The following is a 16,826-nucleotide window of genomic DNA, read 5'->3' as shown; positions in this document are numbered from 1 at the left end:
TATATTGTTTTAAGACAAATAAAGGGGTTTTATGCCTAAAAAATCTGATTCAGTTGAAAATTCGGTGGATCCTAAGCTTCGCTATGAAGATGCTGTGGGGCAACTTGAGGTGCTGATTTCACAAATGGAGTCAGGAAAACTCTCCTTGGAGGAGACTTTAGAGGCATATAAACGGGGTGCCGAGTTGTTAAAGCACTGCCAGCAAGTACTTCTACAGGTGGAGCATCAGGTGAAGGTGTTTCAGGGTTAATTTTGAGTCTAGATGCTATGACAGCCGCGTGGCTAGAACAATCAACTCAGCGTATTGAGACTGAGCTAGAGGCTTCTTTTATCCATTTGAATGAGCCCGCTAAGCGTTTACAGGATGCCATGCGTTACGCCGTTATGGGGGGCGGTAAAAGAATTCGCCCTTTATTGGTTTACGCGGCAGCGAGCTTAAAAGGACAGTCTTTAGAGAAGGTTCCTGGAATTGATGCCAGTGCGGTGGCGGTGGAGTTGTTTCATACATATTCCTTGGTTCATGATGATTTGCCTTCCATGGATAACGATGATTTAAGGCGAGGTAGAGCTACTGTTCACAAGGCTTATGATGAAGCTACAGCCTTGTTGGTAGGGGATGCTTTGCAAACGATGGCGTTTGAATTAGTAGCAGGTAGCGCATTAAAAGATGAACAAAAAGTAGCGACGATGCTTTTGCTTTCGAAAGCAGGTGGTTTGGCTGGTATGGCTGGTGGTCAGGCTATTGATCTAGAAAGTGTTGGGGCTTCTCTTGAGCAGCCTGAATTAGAAAGAATGCATCGTCTCAAGACCGGCGCTTTATTGCGAGCTTGTGTTGGTATGGGTGGCGTTGCAATTGATTTAGATGAGGTTGAGCTTGAGCGGCTAGATCAATATGCTTCCTCATTAGGTTTGGCATTTCAGGTGGTTGATGACATATTGGATGCCACATCGGATAGTCAAACATTGGGAAAAACAGCTGGGAAAGATGCCGCTGCCGATAAGCCCACCTTTGTTTCTTTAATGGGTTTAGATGGGGCGCAGGATTTTGCGAGAAAATTGCATCAAGAATCTATCGATAGCCTGAGCGTTTGGGGCGACAATGCTAATTTATTAAAGGCATTAGCCAATAAAGTTCTGTATAGGCAGAATTGATAGCAAATACAGATAAGTGTCATATGAGCGATTTATTACAAACAATTAACTCACCTGCTGACTTGCGACTATTAGAGCGCGAGCAGTTACCATTGCTTGCTAAAGAGCTCCGAGAATTTTTGGTTAATTCTGTTTCTAAAACAGGCGGCCATTTATCTTCAAATTTAGGAACAGTAGAGCTGACTGTTGCTTTGCATTATGTTCTTCAAACTCCCTATGACCGTTTGGTATGGGATGTGGGTCATCAAAGTTATCCCCATAAAATTCTCACGGGGCGTCGTGATTTGATGGGTAGTTTGCGCCAATATGGTGGCATCTCTGGATTCCCGCGCCGCTCTGAAAGCGAGTACGACACATTTGGTACAGCGCATTCTTCAACCAGTATTTCCGCCGCTTTAGGTATGGCTTTGGGCGCTAAAGCCCAAGGTGAAAAGCGAGTGGCTGTTGCTGTGATTGGCGATGGTGCGATGAGTGCCGGTATGGCATTTGAAGCTTTAAATAATGGCGGTATTCATAAAGATGTGCCACTCGTAGTCATCTTGAATGACAACGACATGTCAATTTCTCCAGCGGTTGGCGCTTTAAATCGTTATTTGGCTAGACTAATGAGTGGACGTTTTTATGCTGCCACAAAAAAAGGTTTAGATAGTGTTTTATCCATGGCGCCGCCATTGAGAGAGTTTGCGAAGCGATTAGAAGAGCATGCCAAGGGTATGGTTGTGCCAGGCACTATTTTTGAGGAATTTGGTTTTAATTACATTGGCCCAATTGATGGTCATGATTTAGATTCATTGGTGCCAACGCTTCAAAATGTCAGACGCTTAGCCTTGAATGGTGAGGGCCCTCAGTTTTTACACGTGGTGACTAAAAAAGGGCAAGGGTATAAGTTAGCGGAAGCTGACCCAATTTTGTATCACGGACCTGGAAAATTTGACCCATCTCAAGGCATTAGCCCATCGACAGTAGCAAAGAAAACATTTACACAGGTATTTGGTGAATGGTTATGTGACATGGCTGCTGCTGATAAGCGCTTGGTAGGCATTACACCTGCAATGCGTGAGGGCTCGGGTATGGTCGAGTTTGAGAACCGTTTCCCTGACCGTTATTTTGATGTGGGCATCGCTGAACAGCACGCAGTAACCTTTGCAGGTGGTATGGCCTGCGAAGGCATGAAACCAGTTGTTGCGATTTATTCCACTTTTTTACAACGTGGCTACGATCAATTAATCCATGATGTAGCACTTCAAGATTTACCAGTGGTGTTTGCATTGGATCGCTCCGGCTTGGTGGGCGCAGATGGCGCAACACATGCGGGGGCTTATGACATTCCATTTATTCGATGTGTGCCAAATATGTTATTGATGGCGCCAGCGGATGAGGCAGAGTGTAGGGATTTATTAACGACTGCATTTAAACAGGATCATCCATCCGCAGTTCGTTATCCAAGGGGTGCAGGTGTTGGTGCCGAAGTCAGTAAAGAATTAAAAACGCTACCTTTAGGTAAGGGTGAGATACGTCGTCAAGGGCAGGCGCCTCATGGCCGACGTGTTGCGATTTTGGCTTTTGGAACCTTGTTATATCCGGCATTAGCGGCTGCTGAGCAGCTGGATGCCACGGTAGCTAATATGCGCTTTATTAAGCCACTCGATGTTGATTTGGTTTGCAAGTTGGCTGCTGAAAATGACCTGATTGTCACCCTTGAAGAAGGTGCTATTGGCGGCGGCGCCGGCAGTGCTTGCTTGGAAGCCTTGGCTGCTGCCGGCATAGAGGTGCCATGTTTACAGTTGGGGTTGCCCGATCGCTTTGTGGATCATGGTGACCATGCGTTATTAATGAAAGAATGTGGTTTAGATGCCGAGGGCATTGCTAAAGCCATTGCTGCTAGGGTGGGAATTATCCCAAGTAAGCAAGTCGCTTAAATTTATCGGACAATAAGGCTATGAACGATATTAATCCAACCTTTCTGAAAAACTCAGCCATGCCAGATGTGCAATCTAGCGTGGATCATCGCAATATCGCTATTGATCGTGTGGGTATCAGGGGTGTTCGTCACCCTATTCAGGTGAAAACGGCGCAAGGCGTTCAGCCAAGCGTTGCAACCATTGATTTGGATGTGGCTTTACCTGGTGATAAAAAAGGTACACATATGTCACGTTTTGTGGCTTTGTTGCAAGAGCATCAGGCGCCATTGGATGCGGCTGAATTGCGCGCTATGGCAAGCAAAATGTTGCCATTGCTAGAGGCGGAAGCTGGTCAAATTTCTTTGAAATACACCCACTTTATTAATAAAATAGCCCCTGTTTCAGGTGTGCAAAGTTTGTTGGATTACGACATTACTTGGATGGCGTTTGCTAAAAAAGTGAATGATGGTGTACAGGTTGACTTGCGTTTACAAGCGGTTGTGCCCGTCACAAGTTTGTGCCCCTGCTCTAAAGAAATTTCAAAATATGGCGCTCATAATCAACGTTCTCATGTCACGATGAATGTTGAGTTAAACAATAGCCAAGAATTAAGTATTGAAGATCTTGTACAGATCGCAGAGTCGCAAGCTTCTTGTGAATTGTGGGGTTTGCTCAAACGTCCAGATGAAAAATTTGTTACTGAGCGCGCGTATGACAACCCTAAATTTGTTGAAGATTTGGTGCGTGATGTGGCCGATCGTTTGAAAGCAGATGCCAGAATTAAATCATTTGTCGTTGAAGCTGAGAACTTTGAATCAATTCATAATCACAGCGCATATGCCTTGATTCGGTCTAGTTAAAAATATTTAACCTATCTGGTCTAAAGGCCATCTGGGTCGCACATCGAACCCCCAATCTTTCTTTGCAAGTTGGGGGTTTTTTCTTAAGCGCATGGCTCCTGCAAATGCAATCATGGCGCCGTTATCTGTGCAAAGTTCTAGTGGCGGATAGTGCACGCTATACCCAGCTTGAGCACAAGCTGTTTCAAGTCCTTGGCGTAATTGCGTATTGGCGCCAACCCCACCTGCAACTACTAAAGTTTTATGACCAGTTTGCTTAAGTGCCGCAATTGATTTTGATACTAAGACTTCCACGATGGCATCAACGAAGCCTCGGGCTATAGATGCTTTTTGTGCCTCGAAAATATCATCGCCTTGAGCTTTTAGTTTTTTTACTTGCGTTAGTACGGATGTTTTTAAACCGGCGAATGAAAAATCTAAATCGCCAGAATGTTTCATAGGGCGTGGGAATTGATAGATGGAGGCATCCCCTATTTCAGCTAACTTTGATACGGCCGGACCACCTGGGTAGCTTAAGCCTAATAGTTTGGCAGTTTTATCAAAAGCTTCGCCAGCGGCATCATCCAATGTTTCCCCAAGAATGGTGTATTCACCAACAGCTTTTACTTCCATGAGCTGTGTATGCCCACCGGATACAAGCAGTGCGACAAACGGAAACTGAATATTCGCATTCTTGGCCAAAAGTGGTGATAGTAGGTGCCCTTCTAGATGATGAATGCCTAAAACGGGCTTATTCATCGAAAGTGCCAGCCCTTTGGCAATTGAAGCACCCACTAAAAGTGCGCCAGCCAAGCCGGGGCCTTGGGTAAATGCAATCGCATCAATCTCATTTAGAGAAGTATTCGAATCATTAAGTGTTTGATTTATAAGGGGTATTACTCTTTTTATGTGATCCCTGGAGGCTAATTCAGGGACAACCCCACCATAATCAACGTGCATAGCGATTTGTGAGTAGAGCGCCTGACCCAAAAGTCCCTTGCCAGCCGGCTCTCCAGCCTCCCATGGGGCTGTGTCAACAATAGCTACGCCAGTTTCATCACAAGAAGTTTCTATACCAAGTACTCGCATGACTCTATTTTGCCGTGCTACAATCTCGTTTTACAGTTTTTTCTGACTTTTTTCAGAACCTTTTAGAGAATTACAGCATGACAACTATCCGCTTACGCGAAAACGAACCATTTGAAGTTGCATTACGCCGCTTCAAGCGCACAATTGAAAAAAACGGTCTTTTGACTGAGTTACGTGCTCGTGAGTTCTACGAAAAACCAACAGCTGAGCGCAAGCGCTTGAAAGCTGCTGCTGCTAAACGCCATTACAAGCGTATTCGCAGCCAAATGTTGCCTAAGAAAATGTATTAATTCTTTCTCGGGCTGGATTTCTAGCCTTGGGATACGATGAGCCCACTGACGGTTATCCCGCAGTGGGTTTTTTCATTTGAGGAGTGATGATGAGCTTAAAAGAACAGATTACAGAAGATATGAAAAACGCTATGCGTGCCAAAGATACTGGACGCTTAGGAACTATTCGTTTGCTTTTAGCAGCGATGAAACAAAAGGAAGTGGATGAGCGCATCGAATTAGATGATGCGGCTGTGATTGCTATTGTTGAAAAACTGATTAAGCAACGTAAAGATTCTATTTCTCAATTTCAGGCAGCCGGTCGTGATGATTTAGTTGCCATTGAAAATGCTGAGCTCGTGGTTCTGCAAGCATATATGCCTGCACAAATGTCAGAAGCTGAGGTGGCTGCAGTGGTTGCTGAGGCTGTTGCTCAAGTGGGTGCTACTGGCCCTCAGGATATGGGTAAAGTTATGGGTATTGTTAAGCCTAAGTTGGCTGGCAAAGCCGATATGGGTGTTGTCTCCGCTCAAGTTAAAGCAGCATTGACTAAGTAACTAAGCAGCTCATTAAAAGTGACAACAGTTCAATATTAATAAACATCAAACGCAATGATTCCTCAATCATTTATTGCTGATTTATTAAATCGCGTCGATATCGTCGAGGTGGTTGGGCGCCATGTCACTTTAAAAAAGGCGGGGGCTAATTATCAGGGGTTGTGTCCGTTTCACAATGAAAAGTCCCCTTCGTTTAGTGTTTCACCAACGAAACAGTTTTATCACTGCTTTGGGTGTGGTGCGCATGGCTCGGCAATTAGCTTTTTGATGGAGCACTCTGGCTTAACGTATGTTGATGCCATTGAAGATTTAGCGAGGTCCGCTGGGTTAACGGTTCCACATGAAGAGCGTAGACCTCAAGATTTGGCAAAGCAAAAGCAAGCACTTGCTTTAAGCGAGGTAATGAGTCCTGCGGCTGATTGGTATAAGCAACAATTAAAAGCCACGCCACGTGCGATTGAATATCTTAAAAATCGCGGCTTAAGTGGGGAGGTCGCTAAACGATTTAATTTGGGTTATGCGCCTGAAGCCTGGCAAGGATTAGAGGCAGTCTTTGGTTCTTATGGTGAAGATACCTTAGCCCATGTATTAGTTGAGGCTGGTTTGATTATTCAAGCTGAAGCCAAACGTTACGACCGTTTTCGCGATCGCATCATGTTTCCGATTCGTAACACTAAAGGTCAAGTCATTGCCTTTGGTGGACGCATCTTAGATAAAGGTGAACCTAAGTACCTTAATTCTCCGGAAACACCGCTCTTTTCTAAAGGTAATACCTTGTATGGCTTATTTGAGGCTAGACAGGCTATACGTGATAAAGGTTATGTAATTGTGTGCGAGGGCTACATGGATGTAGTCGCTTTAGCGCAGTTAGGTTTTCCTAATGGCGTTGCTACCTTGGGAACTGCTTGCACGCCTAATCATGTTCGGTCATTGATGCGTCAAGCGGACCGAATCGTATTTTCATTTGACGGTGATTTGGCTGGACAACGTGCTGCTAAGCGAGCTTTGGAGGCTTGCCTGCCTATGATGGCAGATGATAAGGAAGTGAAGTTTTTATTTCTGCCAGAAGAGCATGATCCTGATAGTTTTGTTAGAGAGCGTGGTGCGCCAGCATTTGAGGATGCAATTGCTCATGCGATGCCTTTGTCGTCATTCTTTATCAAGGTGGCTAATGAGGGGCATGATTGGGCTACACCAGAAGGTCGTGCTCAGACGCAACATGATGCCAAGCCTTTATTGTTAGCCATGCCTGCTATTGCGTTGCGCGCACAAATTATTCGTGAGCTTTCTCAAAAAATTGGAATTACGCCTGCCGAATTGGAAAGTTTTTGCGGGATTAAAACGGTTGCGCCAACACCGCCATCATCTCAATCAAATTATCCGGCTTCGCCAAATTATGTGGGCGCTGGTTCAGATAAGTCTAATGCCAAAAAACCTTGGTCAAAAAAATCTACCATTCCTCAAGGGCCACCTCCAACGGCGCCAACTGATTTAGCTGAGCAGGCTTTAAGAATTTTGTTGCAATTCCCTCATTTGGGTCGAGAGTTGGATTTGGAAGCAAAGCGCCTTGTTTTAGCTGCGGCGGCTAAGCGTTCAGAAAAAGCTAAAACTCTCATGGAGGATTTAATTGCTCAATGTGAGCAAATGCCATCCAACGTTGGATTTGCAGTTTTTCAAGAACAGTTAGATAAAAGCACTTTTTCTAAGTCTTATGCCATTTTGCGCGAACGCATTATGTCTAGTGATATCACTGAAGATGTCGCAAAAGAAGACTTTATTGGTACTTTGAAAAAGCTGGAGTTGATTGATTCAAAAGATCAAATGACTGAGATCGCCTCTAGAATCTCTGCGGGGCAGGCCAAAGAGGGTGACGCAGAACGTTACCGTCAATTAATGGCAAAACTTAAATAATCTGGAAAATCTTCAGGTCACCGACTATAATATAAGGTTTTCGAATTTCCAATAAAATTCAATAAGTTAGCAGTTATATAACTTTTTAGCCAACTAAGTGAGCGAGTACCAACATGCCAGCATCTAAAGCCAAAAAAACGATTACTAAGGCTGACCTTAAAAAAACAAGCGCTAAACCTGCAGCTAAGAAGCCTGCCGGTAAGGTGGTTGCCAAGAAGCCTGCGGCTAAGGTTGTTAAGCCTGTAGCTAAAAAACCTGCAAAACCAGTGGCTAAAGCTACTAAACCTGCCGTTAAAAAGCCTGTAGCTAAGCCGGCAGTTAAGAAGCCAGTGGCTAAGGTAAATAAACCGGTTGCTAAAAAAACTGCAAAACCAGTAGCTAAGCCAGTGGCAAAAAAGCCAGCAGCTAAGCCAGTTGTCACAAAAACCACAAAACCGGTAGCTAAGCCAGTAGTTAAGCCCGTGGCGAAGAAGGTGGAAGTTAAAGCAAAAGCACCGGTAAAAGGGAAAGTGGCTGAAGCTAAAAAGCCTGAATTAAAAAAGGCGGATGCTAAAAAGGTTGAAGTTAAAAAAGGTAAAGAGAAAGAAGTTGTCGAGCAAGCTGCTGTTGCTGAAGAGTTAGTGGAGCAGCCTAAAAAGACACGTGGCCGTAAACCAAAACCAGTTGAGCCTGTTGATCCTAATGTAGATAACAGAACCGATCGCCAAAAGGCGCGTGATCGTAAAGCTAAAGAAAAAGCTTTGTTACAAGAATTTAATGCTCAAAAATTAGGTAGCGAAGAGCAACAAGAGTTACGTCGTGCACGCTTAAAGCACTTAATTAAGATGGGTAAGTCACGCGGCTATTTGACGCATGGCGAAATTAATGACGTGATGTCGGATGAAATTTCTGACTCAGATTCATTAGAAACCTTGATTGGTTTATTAAGTGATATTGGTATTACTGTTTATGAGCAAGCTCCTGATGCTGAGACATTGCTCTTAAATGAGAACGCACCTTCAGCAACTACAGAGGAAGAGGCTGAAGAAGAGGCTGAAGCAGCGCTATCAACTGTTGACTCTGAGTTTGGTCGTACAACCGATCCTGTGCGTATGTATATGCGCGAGATGGGCACTGTTGATCTATTGACTCGCGAAGGCGAGATTGTGATTGCCAAGAAAATTGAGGCTGGCCTCAAAGAGATGGTGATGGCTTTGTCTGCTTGCCCAGTAACAATTATTGAAATCCTAGATAACGTGCAGAAGATTGAAGAAGGCACGATGGAAATTGATGAGTTTGTGGATGGTTTGGTAGATCCTAATGCTGAAGATATTCCGATGACCGCTGTTGAGGAAGAGGAAAATCTTGATGAAGAAGACGGTGACGAGGAAGATGAAGGCGGCGGTGGTGGCGGTGGTAATACGGCCTCAGCTAAGCAATTAGAAGAATTAAAGCAACTTTCTTTGGTGAAATTTGCGGTAATTCGTGCGCAGTTTGACAAAATGCGTAAGGCCCATGAGAAAGAGGGTTACAACTCACCAGCTTATAAAAAGGCTCAAGAAGCGATTCGTCATGAGTTGATGGGATTCCGTTTGACAGCGAAGTCTGTTGAAAAACTTTGCGACACAATGCGTAAGCAGGTAGAGCAAGTTTGGAATTTAGAACGCAGTTTGGTGCGTATTTTGGTGGACAAGGTGGGCGTGCCTCGTAATGAAGTTCTAGCTGCTTTGCCAAAAAATGCTTTGAATTTGAAGTGGACTGCGATGCTTCTTAAAGAGAGCAAGCCATATAGCGCTGTTCTAGAGCGTAATGTGCCTGCTGTTCAAGAAGTTCAACAAAAGTTAATTGATATTCAAACAAATGTTGTATTGCCACTTCCTGAGTTGAAGGAAGTGAACAAGCAGATGAATGAAGGTGAGAAACGTGCACGCGCTGCGAAGCGTGAGATGACCGTTGCTAACTTGCGTTTGGTTATCTCGATTGCTAAGAAGTACACCAATCGTGGTTTACAGTTCTTGGACTTAATTCAAGAAGGTAATATCGGCTTGATGAAGGCGGTTGATAAATTTGAATATCGTCGTGGTTATAAGTTCTCAACTTATGCAACATGGTGGATTCGTCAGGCGATCACACGCTCGATTGCTGACCAAGCAAGAACAATCCGTATCCCTGTTCATATGATTGAAACAATCAATAAGATGAACCGTATTAGCCGTCAGATTCTTCAAGAGACTGGTAATGAGCCAGATGCAGCAACGCTTGCGGCGAAGATGGAAATTCCAGAAGATAAGATTCGTAAGATCATGAAGATCGCTAAAGAACCTATCTCTATGGAAACACCGATTGGTGATGACGCAGATTCTAATTTAGGTGACTTCATTGAAGATACCAACACATTAGCGCCTGCTGAAGCTGCGTTGCATGATTCAATGCGTGATGTGGTGAAAGATATTCTTGATTCATTGACACCGCGTGAAGCCAAGGTTCTTAGAATGCGTTTCGGTATTGAAATGAGCACCGACCACACATTAGAAGAAGTGGGTAAACAATTCGATGTAACGCGTGAGCGTATTCGTCAAATTGAAGCTAAGGCTTTGCGTAAAATGCGTCATCCAAGCAGAAGCGACAAACTAAAGAGCTTCTTAGAGGAAGATTAATCCATAAGGGCCCTTAGCTCAGTTGGTTAGAGCAGAGGACTCATAATCTAATTAAGTTTTTTGATTTATTAAAATTACTTAATTAAATCAAGTAGTTACATGTAGTAAAAGTAGTAAAAATTGCTTCTACAGTGCTTCTACACTTTTTAGACCTAATTAATGGCCTAGCGAGTGCAGAAGTAGTGGAGCAAGTAATGTGAAGTTTTAGGGCCTATAGCTCAGTTGGTTAGAGCAGAGGACTCATAGCGAAAGTTGTGCCTTATGCGTGGAAACTGCATAAGGGATGGTGTCAAATTCGGCGAAACCTAAAGTCGTTTAAACGAGTTAATGTATTTTTTACTAAATGCACAAATCGTTTCAAACGAATATGGCAACACCGAGCGAAGCTCAGTAAGAAATTACTTTGAACGTGTAGAGACTAGACGGCACCCATCTAAGTCCAGCAATGGATATGATGAAGGCATAGTCCAGGGAGTTGTGAAAGCAACACAAACCGGAATCCTTTGGTCCCAGGTTCAAGTCCTGGTGGGCCCACCAGAAAGCAAGCCCTCATCAGCAATGGTGGGGGTTTTGTTTTTTAATTGGATAATAAAAAAATGAATATGCAGACAGACCTTCTTCAGCAAATGGAAAGATTTCCATTGAGATTTTGTAAGCCAATTTATTTTGGGTTGACCCCCAGAAAAGATGCAGGAGTATCGATTAATAATGGCACGTCTACTTTATTGCAATATCAAAATAAATTTTTAGCTTTGACGTGTCATCATGTATTTAAGCACTATAGGAAGAGATTGAGAGAGGAGAGGGAAATATTTTTCTCAATATCAAATGTCCATTTTGATCCTGAAAAGCAGTTGATATATGAAGATGAGGCCTTGGATGTGGTTGCTTTTGAATTGACCGAAGAACAGGCCTCCATGGTTTCAGAGGGGAGTATTGGTATTGGTGAAGCATTTTTCCGCATCCATGACGGTGATTTAGCAATTGTCAAAAATAATGATTTTGTTGCATACAGTGGATTCCCTGGTGATTTACGTAGACTTGATTCTTATGCGGAAATTAATTTTGGGTCTTATAGCAGTGGGGCGTGCCGCGTGTCTGATATCTATTCAGATTACATTTGCTGTGAGTTTGAAAGAGAGCACTGGATATCAAGCTCTTATGAGCTAGAACCAAACTGTTTAGGCGGGATTAGTGGAGGCCCCGCTTTTTTAATCTGTAGAACCCCAGAAAATATTCAATACTATAAATTTGCTGGCGTAATTTACAAAATGCATGAGTCTACAGAGAGTTTATATATTAGGGCTGCTACTTCATTTCCATTTTTGAAAAATTGAACTTAATTTAGGGGTTGACAGCCCATTTGCTTGATCTAATGGGCTGTGTATTTGAAGTTGGTACGGATTTGATGTCGAGCATATTTTTTATAGAAATTAGAATAAACTTAAGTCACAAAGAGTGGAAATATAAAAATGAAACTTACTAATATTGACATAAAAAACTATAGAAGTATTGATACATTGTCTCTCTCAGTGAGGGACGGCGTGACAAGTGTATTTGTTGGCATGAATGAGTCTGGAAAATCAAATATATTGAAGGCCATCAATTTGCTGGCAAGCAATTCGAAAATATCTAGAAAAGATTGTCGAATGAGCGCAGATCCAGACCAAATAATAGATGAATCATTCGTCAAATTTATATTTCAAATGAATGAAGATGAAATTAATGAAGCATATAAAAAATTAAAATTAAATGTTATTGAGCCGGCTTCGGGGAAGTTGATAGTTTCGCTGGGAGATAAGCAAGAATTGTCTTTGCAAGACTTTTTTAATGCAAAAGGTAGGCTGCAATATAAGGCAAATATCATTTCCGAGGAGAAGACTCTGCAGTATTTTCAGCTCCCTAAAACAGCAAAAATAATAGGGGAGTGGGGGTATATAGAAAAAAGTGAAATTAATGGGGAGTCCAAGCTCAAAAAAATAGACGATGGCGTTGAAGTTCAGGCAAGTACCGTTGACCTTGTTGAATTAAATTCGATAGAAAATAGATCCGATGCCTGGATTAAGCCTTTAACTCCAGAGAAGTTAAACATAATTGTTGGTGGGGCAATCATTGCTTTGGCTAAAGATTTGTTGCCAGAAGCATTGTTGTGGAACTTCGACCCAACTAACATATTGCCAAGTGAAATCGATATTGATGCATTTTCTAAAAACCCTGACAGTTGTGCGCCATTAAAGAGTATTTTCATGTTGGCAGGAATTTCTGATTTAGAGAAAGATCTTCTTGGAGAAAAAATTCTTGGTCAACATCAATTTAAAGCTGTGTTAAAAAAAGTATCATCGGCGGCCACTCAATATCTTAAGAATATATGGCGTGATTACAAAGATGTGAGATTGGAAATTACTCCGAATGGATCTTTGATGACTATATCGGTTGTTGATGATGTAACCGACTTCAGTTTTCAGGATAGGAGCGATGGATTTAAGCGATTTGTTTCACTATTGCTTTTGATTTCTGCAAAAGTAAAAAATGGTGAAATGAAAGACATGGTTCTCCTATTTGATGAGCCAGAAATTAGCCTTCATCCAAGTGGTATTAAAAATCTAAGAGATGAGCTTCTTAGGATGGCTCAAACAAATGCTGTTTTTATAGCGACGCATTCTCCTTATATGATTAATAAAAAAGATTACGATGCAAATTTTGTTGTGAAGAAAGCATCGGAAATTACAAAGGTGTATCAAGGGAGTGAAGAGTCTAGGCTTTATGAGGATGAAGTTTTATATAGCGCACTAGGAGCATCTATTTTTGAAGTAATTTCCGAAAAAAATATTCTATTTGAGGGTTGGCAGGATAAAAGAATATTTGATCTATACATAAGCGGCCAAAGTAAAGCCATTCGAGACAAATTTAGTCGTGTTGGATCTTGTTTTTCACAGGGCGTTAAGTTGATAAAGAATTTGACTCCTATGTTCCAGGTTGCAAATAGAGAGCTCCTGATCCTTAGTGACTCAGATAAGACTGCCCTGCAATACAGAGATGAACATAATAAGTTTCATGGGCATGGCGAGTGGATAACTTATGCCGATATTTTTGGTAATCCTGAATATCAGATCCCTGAAACTATTGAAGATTTTTATTCTGATGAATATTTTCTTCAAAAAATTTCTGAAAATGCCATTGAGCTTGGCATAAAGGTGAATCTAGCGGATATAACCTTTCCTGAGGTCGGTAAATTAAATTTTCTTAAGAGCATATTGCACAAACAGGGCATTGAAAGGGATCTTATCAACCCTTTCATTGATTCATATAAATTAAAACTCGTTAATGATTGTGAGTTGAAAAATATTTCTGAAAAGTACAAAAACGTCGTAGATTTTATTAAGTCAAAAATTTCTTGAAATAGACAAGCGAATGAATCAGGACGAAATCAAAGATTTTATTGATAGACAGTCGGCCATTGCCCAAGAAAATTCTCGCATTCGTAAGCTTGTTAAAGGGTATAAGAAATCTACTCCAAAAGTAAATCCTATTTGGGATCATTCTCATGAGTCAATAAGTTATAACGATTTATCCAAGGAAGTTTTGAGTGCTGGACTAGTGATTTTTAGTGCGAACTTTAGTGATGTCTGGAGTGCTTTACATAGACCCGAAGTTTACGAAGCTACTACTTTATGGAAGTCTGGGGCGCAAGGACATAACCCCGCAAATATTGCAAAAGTAATTGAATGCTGGGCGCAAGAAATCAAGTTGTCACCTATTTTTTTGTGCCCCCATGAAAATGGCCTTGCCCTTGTATGTGACGGCAAGCATAGGTTGACGGTGGCTAGGTATATGGGGGCGGAGATCATATCGCTTATGGTTTGTGCCGACAACCTGGCATGGTTTCAGAAATTAATCCCTAATGCCCATTTAGTTTTAAATATCAATTGATTTGCTTCTACAAAATCCGTTGACGTAAACGTTATAAAAATTTAAAGTGTTGTGATGCCTGAAAAGCTCGACAGCACCTATGAAATCTACCCGCGTGAGCTTATTCTCTATAAGCGCCCAACGAGTACTGTTTGGCAGTGCCGTTACAAGGTGGATGGTAAGTGGTTAATAGCTTCCACAAAATTGCGTGATCGTGAAAAAGCCATTGAACGGGCAAAAGATCTCAAGCGTATCGCCGAACTTAAAAAAGAAGCCAACCTTCCTGTAGTTACCAAGAAATTTAAAGATATCGCTCGCTTAACCAAGCAGCGCATGGATGACAAGGCTAAAAAGGGTGAAGCTCCCGTTTCCTACAATGTCTACAAACGCATCATTGATGACTTCTTGATTCCTTGTCTGGGTAATAAGAATATCGACAAGATTGATTACGCAGCTTTAAAGCAGTACGAAGAAGACCGAGCTAAGTTAATGGGCAAAGAGCCCGCTTATAGTACGGTGCGTAAACATAACGTTACGCTGAATTACATCTTTGAAGAAGCTATCTTGCGTGGGTTTATGACCAGGGTGAATAAGCCCGAGTTAGAAACCAAAGGGCGCAAGGGTGAAAACTACGCCACTTTCAGTGTGAAAGAAATCAACGCCATCTTGGCTAACTTCCCTGATTGGATTAAGCGGGGAAGATCAGAAGCTAAGCGAGAGCAAAGAGAGCTGTTGTATGACTATGTGCGTATCTTGATCGATACGGGTGCTCGCCCTGGTAAAGAGCTGCTTGATTTGCAGTGGAAAAACATCAAGTACAAGGTGAGGGTTGTTGATGCACCGAAACAAGAGCTTGATGAAGATGGCTTTTTGATTGAAGATATTAAGAAGGATGAGCTCATCGAAGAATATGATGAGGAAGGTAATTTAATTGAGTCGATTGAATGGCAGCCAACAGTGATACTTTCTGTTTATGGCAAGACCAAGGATCGTAACGTTAATGGCTTTGATGAAACATTCAAAGTATTAAAAGAGATTGTGGCTCGTAATTACCCTGATTCTGAGGTAACCCTTAAGAAGCTTACCGAGAATAACGACCCGGGTTATGTATTTAGAACTAGAAGTGGTGGCAAGCTGGGTACGAGCAATCATATGTTTGATCGCTTTTTGGATGAGCATAATTTATTGTATGACCCTAACTCAGGTAAAAAAAGGGTGTTCTATAGCTTCCGCAGTGCTCACACGACAGCTGTACTAAATTTTGATGGGGTACCGCTCAGAGACATTGCTTTGCAATTGGGTAATTCACCTGGGATTATTGCCAAGCACTACGATCGGGCTACTGGCGAGGCTATTGCTGAAAACGTTCGTGCACCAAAAGCTAGGCAAGCCCTGTTTCATGAGATTGATGTACCCGAGGTATATCAGTCGAAAAAACTTAAGAAGCAGCAGGAAGAAGTTGCTGAGAAAAAGAAATCTTGAGTATCGCGTTTTGTGAGAGGAAAAAATAAATGCAATTGAACATGGATCAAGTTGAACGTTTGTATGGCATATTTTCTCCTCGCGCTTCAGCAAGACAAAAGAAGATGGTGGATGGCGAAGGTAAATTAGTTCATTACACGTCCGCTGAAAATGCGCTAAGCATTCTTAAGAATGGAGAGTTATGGCTAAGAAATGCTCGTGCGATGCAAGATTTTTCCGAAGTTGAGTATGGCTATCACCATTTGCATAGTCACTTTTCTCTGGAAGAAAACAGAAAGAATTTCAATGAGGCGTTAAGTTTTCTGGATGAAAATTTAGGTCAGGATGGCATTAGACATTTTGATGCGTGGTGGAATAGCATTCAAAACGCAACCTATATAGCTTGCTTTTCTGAGCATGATGCTAATGAGGGCGAACATGGAAGATTGTCGATGTGGAGGGGCTTCACTCAAGGGGTGAATGGAGTTGCGTTGATATTCAAATTCCCGACGCCTTATGCTGCATTGCCATTAAATGTCTTTTTCACGCCTGTTGAATACAGAACCTCAATTGATTTTCAAGATGAGTTTGGCCGGATATTGGAAAACATTAAGAATAATCAGGAATTTTTGAAGACCGTGGATAGGCAATTAATTGTTAGTTCAATTTATGTAATGTTGATGACCATGTCAGTTTCTTCTAAACATCCTGGGTTTCATGAGGAACGAGAGTGGAGGCTAGTACATGCTCCATTGCAAAGTGCATCAACATTTGTTCCTAGGAGTGTAGAAGTTGTTCATGGAATTCCTCAATTGGTACATAAAGTTCCGTTGAAGAATCATGCCGATCAGGGAATCCGAGGCGTAGAGATTTCTGATCTTTTGGAGCAGGTGATTATTGGGCCCACGAAATACCCGCATAGTATTCGAGAGGCCTTTGTACATAAGTTGACTGAGCTTGGGGTTGCAAAGCCAAATCAAAAAGTGACAGTTTCAGGAATCCCGGTCCGAGTGTAATTTAACGCTTGCCTAGCAAACAGTTGGTATCCATTTTCACATAGCCTCTGTCGTGCCGGTAGCGCACTTTTCTGCGTTATATAGAT

The 16,826-nt window shown here is 42.2% G+C and carries 14 protein-coding genes; 13 read left to right on the top strand and 1 reads right to left on the bottom strand.

What is annotated here, in order from left to right; translation table 11 throughout:
* Window positions 1-31: 31 nt before the first annotated feature.
* From xseB to folE2, 4 genes are read left to right on the top strand one after another with little or no spacing between them, the layout of a single operon-like run.
* Entirely contained in the window at window positions 32-250 is a 219-nt protein-coding gene (gene xseB / locus ICV01_RS07445) for an exodeoxyribonuclease VII small subunit (protein ID WP_215287086.1), read from the top strand.
* Between the two features lie 17 nt (window positions 251-267).
* The gene (locus ICV01_RS07440) at window positions 268-1,152 is read left to right on the top strand and encodes a polyprenyl synthetase family protein (protein WP_215287084.1); all 885 of its coding nucleotides are present in this window, start codon (window positions 268-270) and stop codon (window positions 1,150-1,152) included.
* Between the two features lie 23 nt (window positions 1,153-1,175).
* Entirely contained in the window at window positions 1,176-3,071 is a 1,896-nt protein-coding gene (dxs, locus tag ICV01_RS07435; RefSeq protein WP_215287083.1) for a 1-deoxy-D-xylulose-5-phosphate synthase, read from the top strand.
* Between the two features lie 20 nt (window positions 3,072-3,091).
* Entirely contained in the window at window positions 3,092-3,913 is an 822-nt protein-coding gene (gene folE2, locus ICV01_RS07430) for a GTP cyclohydrolase FolE2 (protein ID WP_215287081.1), read from the top strand.
* A 6-nt stretch (window positions 3,914-3,919) separates the two neighbouring features.
* Here folE2 and tsaD read toward each other — a convergent pair whose 3' ends face one another.
* Window positions 3,920-4,981 (bottom strand): tRNA (adenosine(37)-N6)-threonylcarbamoyltransferase complex transferase subunit TsaD, encoded by a 1,062-nt coding sequence (gene tsaD / locus ICV01_RS07425; RefSeq protein WP_215287079.1) that lies wholly within the window; start codon window positions 4,979-4,981, stop codon window positions 3,920-3,922.
* A 77-nt stretch (window positions 4,982-5,058) separates the two neighbouring features.
* On the opposite strand from tsaD, the gene rpsU reads away from it, so the two are divergent.
* The 9 genes from rpsU to ICV01_RS07380 all read left to right on the top strand — a co-directional run bounded on the left by rpsU (window position 5,059) and on the right by ICV01_RS07380 (window position 16,740).
* Window positions 5,059-5,271 carry a 30S ribosomal protein S21 gene (rpsU, locus tag ICV01_RS07420; protein ID WP_088813122.1) on the top strand — a complete coding sequence of 71 codons (213 nt, stop codon included), beginning with the start codon at window positions 5,059-5,061 and terminating at the stop codon, window positions 5,269-5,271.
* A gap of 89 nt (window positions 5,272-5,360) precedes the next feature.
* On the top strand, window positions 5,361-5,807 hold the full coding sequence (locus ICV01_RS07415; protein ID WP_215287077.1) for a GatB/YqeY domain-containing protein: 447 nt from the start codon (window positions 5,361-5,363) through the stop codon (window positions 5,805-5,807).
* A 54-nt stretch (window positions 5,808-5,861) separates the two neighbouring features.
* Window positions 5,862-7,718, top strand: coding sequence for a DNA primase (dnaG, locus tag ICV01_RS07410; protein WP_215287075.1), 1,857 nt, complete (start codon window positions 5,862-5,864; stop codon window positions 7,716-7,718).
* A 113-nt stretch (window positions 7,719-7,831) separates the two neighbouring features.
* Entirely contained in the window at window positions 7,832-10,354 is a 2,523-nt protein-coding gene (gene rpoD / locus ICV01_RS07405; RefSeq protein ID WP_215287073.1) for an RNA polymerase sigma factor RpoD, read from the top strand.
* Between the two features lie 596 nt (window positions 10,355-10,950).
* The gene (locus ICV01_RS07400) at window positions 10,951-11,691 is read left to right on the top strand and encodes a hypothetical protein (RefSeq protein WP_215287071.1); all 741 of its coding nucleotides are present in this window, start codon (window positions 10,951-10,953) and stop codon (window positions 11,689-11,691) included.
* A gap of 135 nt (window positions 11,692-11,826) precedes the next feature.
* Window positions 11,827-13,752, top strand: a complete 1,926-nt coding sequence (locus ICV01_RS07395; RefSeq protein ID WP_215287069.1) for an AAA family ATPase — start codon at window positions 11,827-11,829, stop codon at window positions 13,750-13,752.
* Between the two features lie 13 nt (window positions 13,753-13,765).
* Window positions 13,766-14,284, top strand: a complete 519-nt coding sequence (locus ICV01_RS07390) for a hypothetical protein (protein ID WP_215287067.1) — start codon at window positions 13,766-13,768, stop codon at window positions 14,282-14,284.
* Window positions 14,285-14,338: 54 nt separating this feature from the next.
* Complete coding sequence (locus ICV01_RS07385) at window positions 14,339-15,745, top strand: hypothetical protein (RefSeq protein WP_215287065.1); 1,407 nt, start codon at window positions 14,339-14,341, stop codon at window positions 15,743-15,745.
* 29 nt (window positions 15,746-15,774) lie between these two features.
* The gene (locus tag ICV01_RS07380) at window positions 15,775-16,740 is read left to right on the top strand and encodes a DUF2971 domain-containing protein (protein WP_215287063.1); all 966 of its coding nucleotides are present in this window, start codon (window positions 15,775-15,777) and stop codon (window positions 16,738-16,740) included.
* The last annotated feature ends 86 nt before the right edge of the window (window positions 16,741-16,826 follow it).

This window comes from Polynucleobacter sp. MWH-Spelu-300-X4 (genome assembly GCF_018687515.1).
Taxonomy (GTDB): domain Bacteria; phylum Pseudomonadota; class Gammaproteobacteria; order Burkholderiales; family Burkholderiaceae; genus Polynucleobacter.
Note: the sequence above shows the minus strand (reverse complement) of the source record. Positions and strands in the feature narration are given on the sequence as shown.

Coding starts and splice junctions, on each gene's coding strand:
- dnaG (WP_215287075.1), top strand. CDS start 5,862: ATGATTCCTCAATCATTTATTGCTGATTTATTAAATCGCGTCGATATC.
- ICV01_RS07380 (WP_215287063.1), top strand. CDS start 15,775: ATGCAATTGAACATGGATCAAGTTGAACGTTTGTATGGCATATTTTCT.
- ICV01_RS07400 (WP_215287071.1), top strand. CDS start 10,951: ATGAATATGCAGACAGACCTTCTTCAGCAAATGGAAAGATTTCCATTG.
- xseB (WP_215287086.1), top strand. CDS start 32: ATGCCTAAAAAATCTGATTCAGTTGAAAATTCGGTGGATCCTAAGCTT.
- ICV01_RS07395 (WP_215287069.1), top strand. CDS start 11,827: ATGAAACTTACTAATATTGACATAAAAAACTATAGAAGTATTGATACA.
- ICV01_RS07385 (WP_215287065.1), top strand. CDS start 14,339: ATGCCTGAAAAGCTCGACAGCACCTATGAAATCTACCCGCGTGAGCTT.
- ICV01_RS07415 (WP_215287077.1), top strand. CDS start 5,361: ATGAGCTTAAAAGAACAGATTACAGAAGATATGAAAAACGCTATGCGT.
- tsaD (WP_215287079.1), bottom strand. CDS start 4,981: ATGCGAGTACTTGGTATAGAAACTTCTTGTGATGAAACTGGCGTAGCT.
- rpsU (WP_088813122.1), top strand. CDS start 5,059: ATGACAACTATCCGCTTACGCGAAAACGAACCATTTGAAGTTGCATTA.
- dxs (WP_215287083.1), top strand. CDS start 1,176: ATGAGCGATTTATTACAAACAATTAACTCACCTGCTGACTTGCGACTA.
- rpoD (WP_215287073.1), top strand. CDS start 7,832: ATGCCAGCATCTAAAGCCAAAAAAACGATTACTAAGGCTGACCTTAAA.
- folE2 (WP_215287081.1), top strand. CDS start 3,092: ATGAACGATATTAATCCAACCTTTCTGAAAAACTCAGCCATGCCAGAT.
- ICV01_RS07390 (WP_215287067.1), top strand. CDS start 13,766: ATGAATCAGGACGAAATCAAAGATTTTATTGATAGACAGTCGGCCATT.
- ICV01_RS07440 (WP_215287084.1), top strand. CDS start 268: ATGACAGCCGCGTGGCTAGAACAATCAACTCAGCGTATTGAGACTGAG.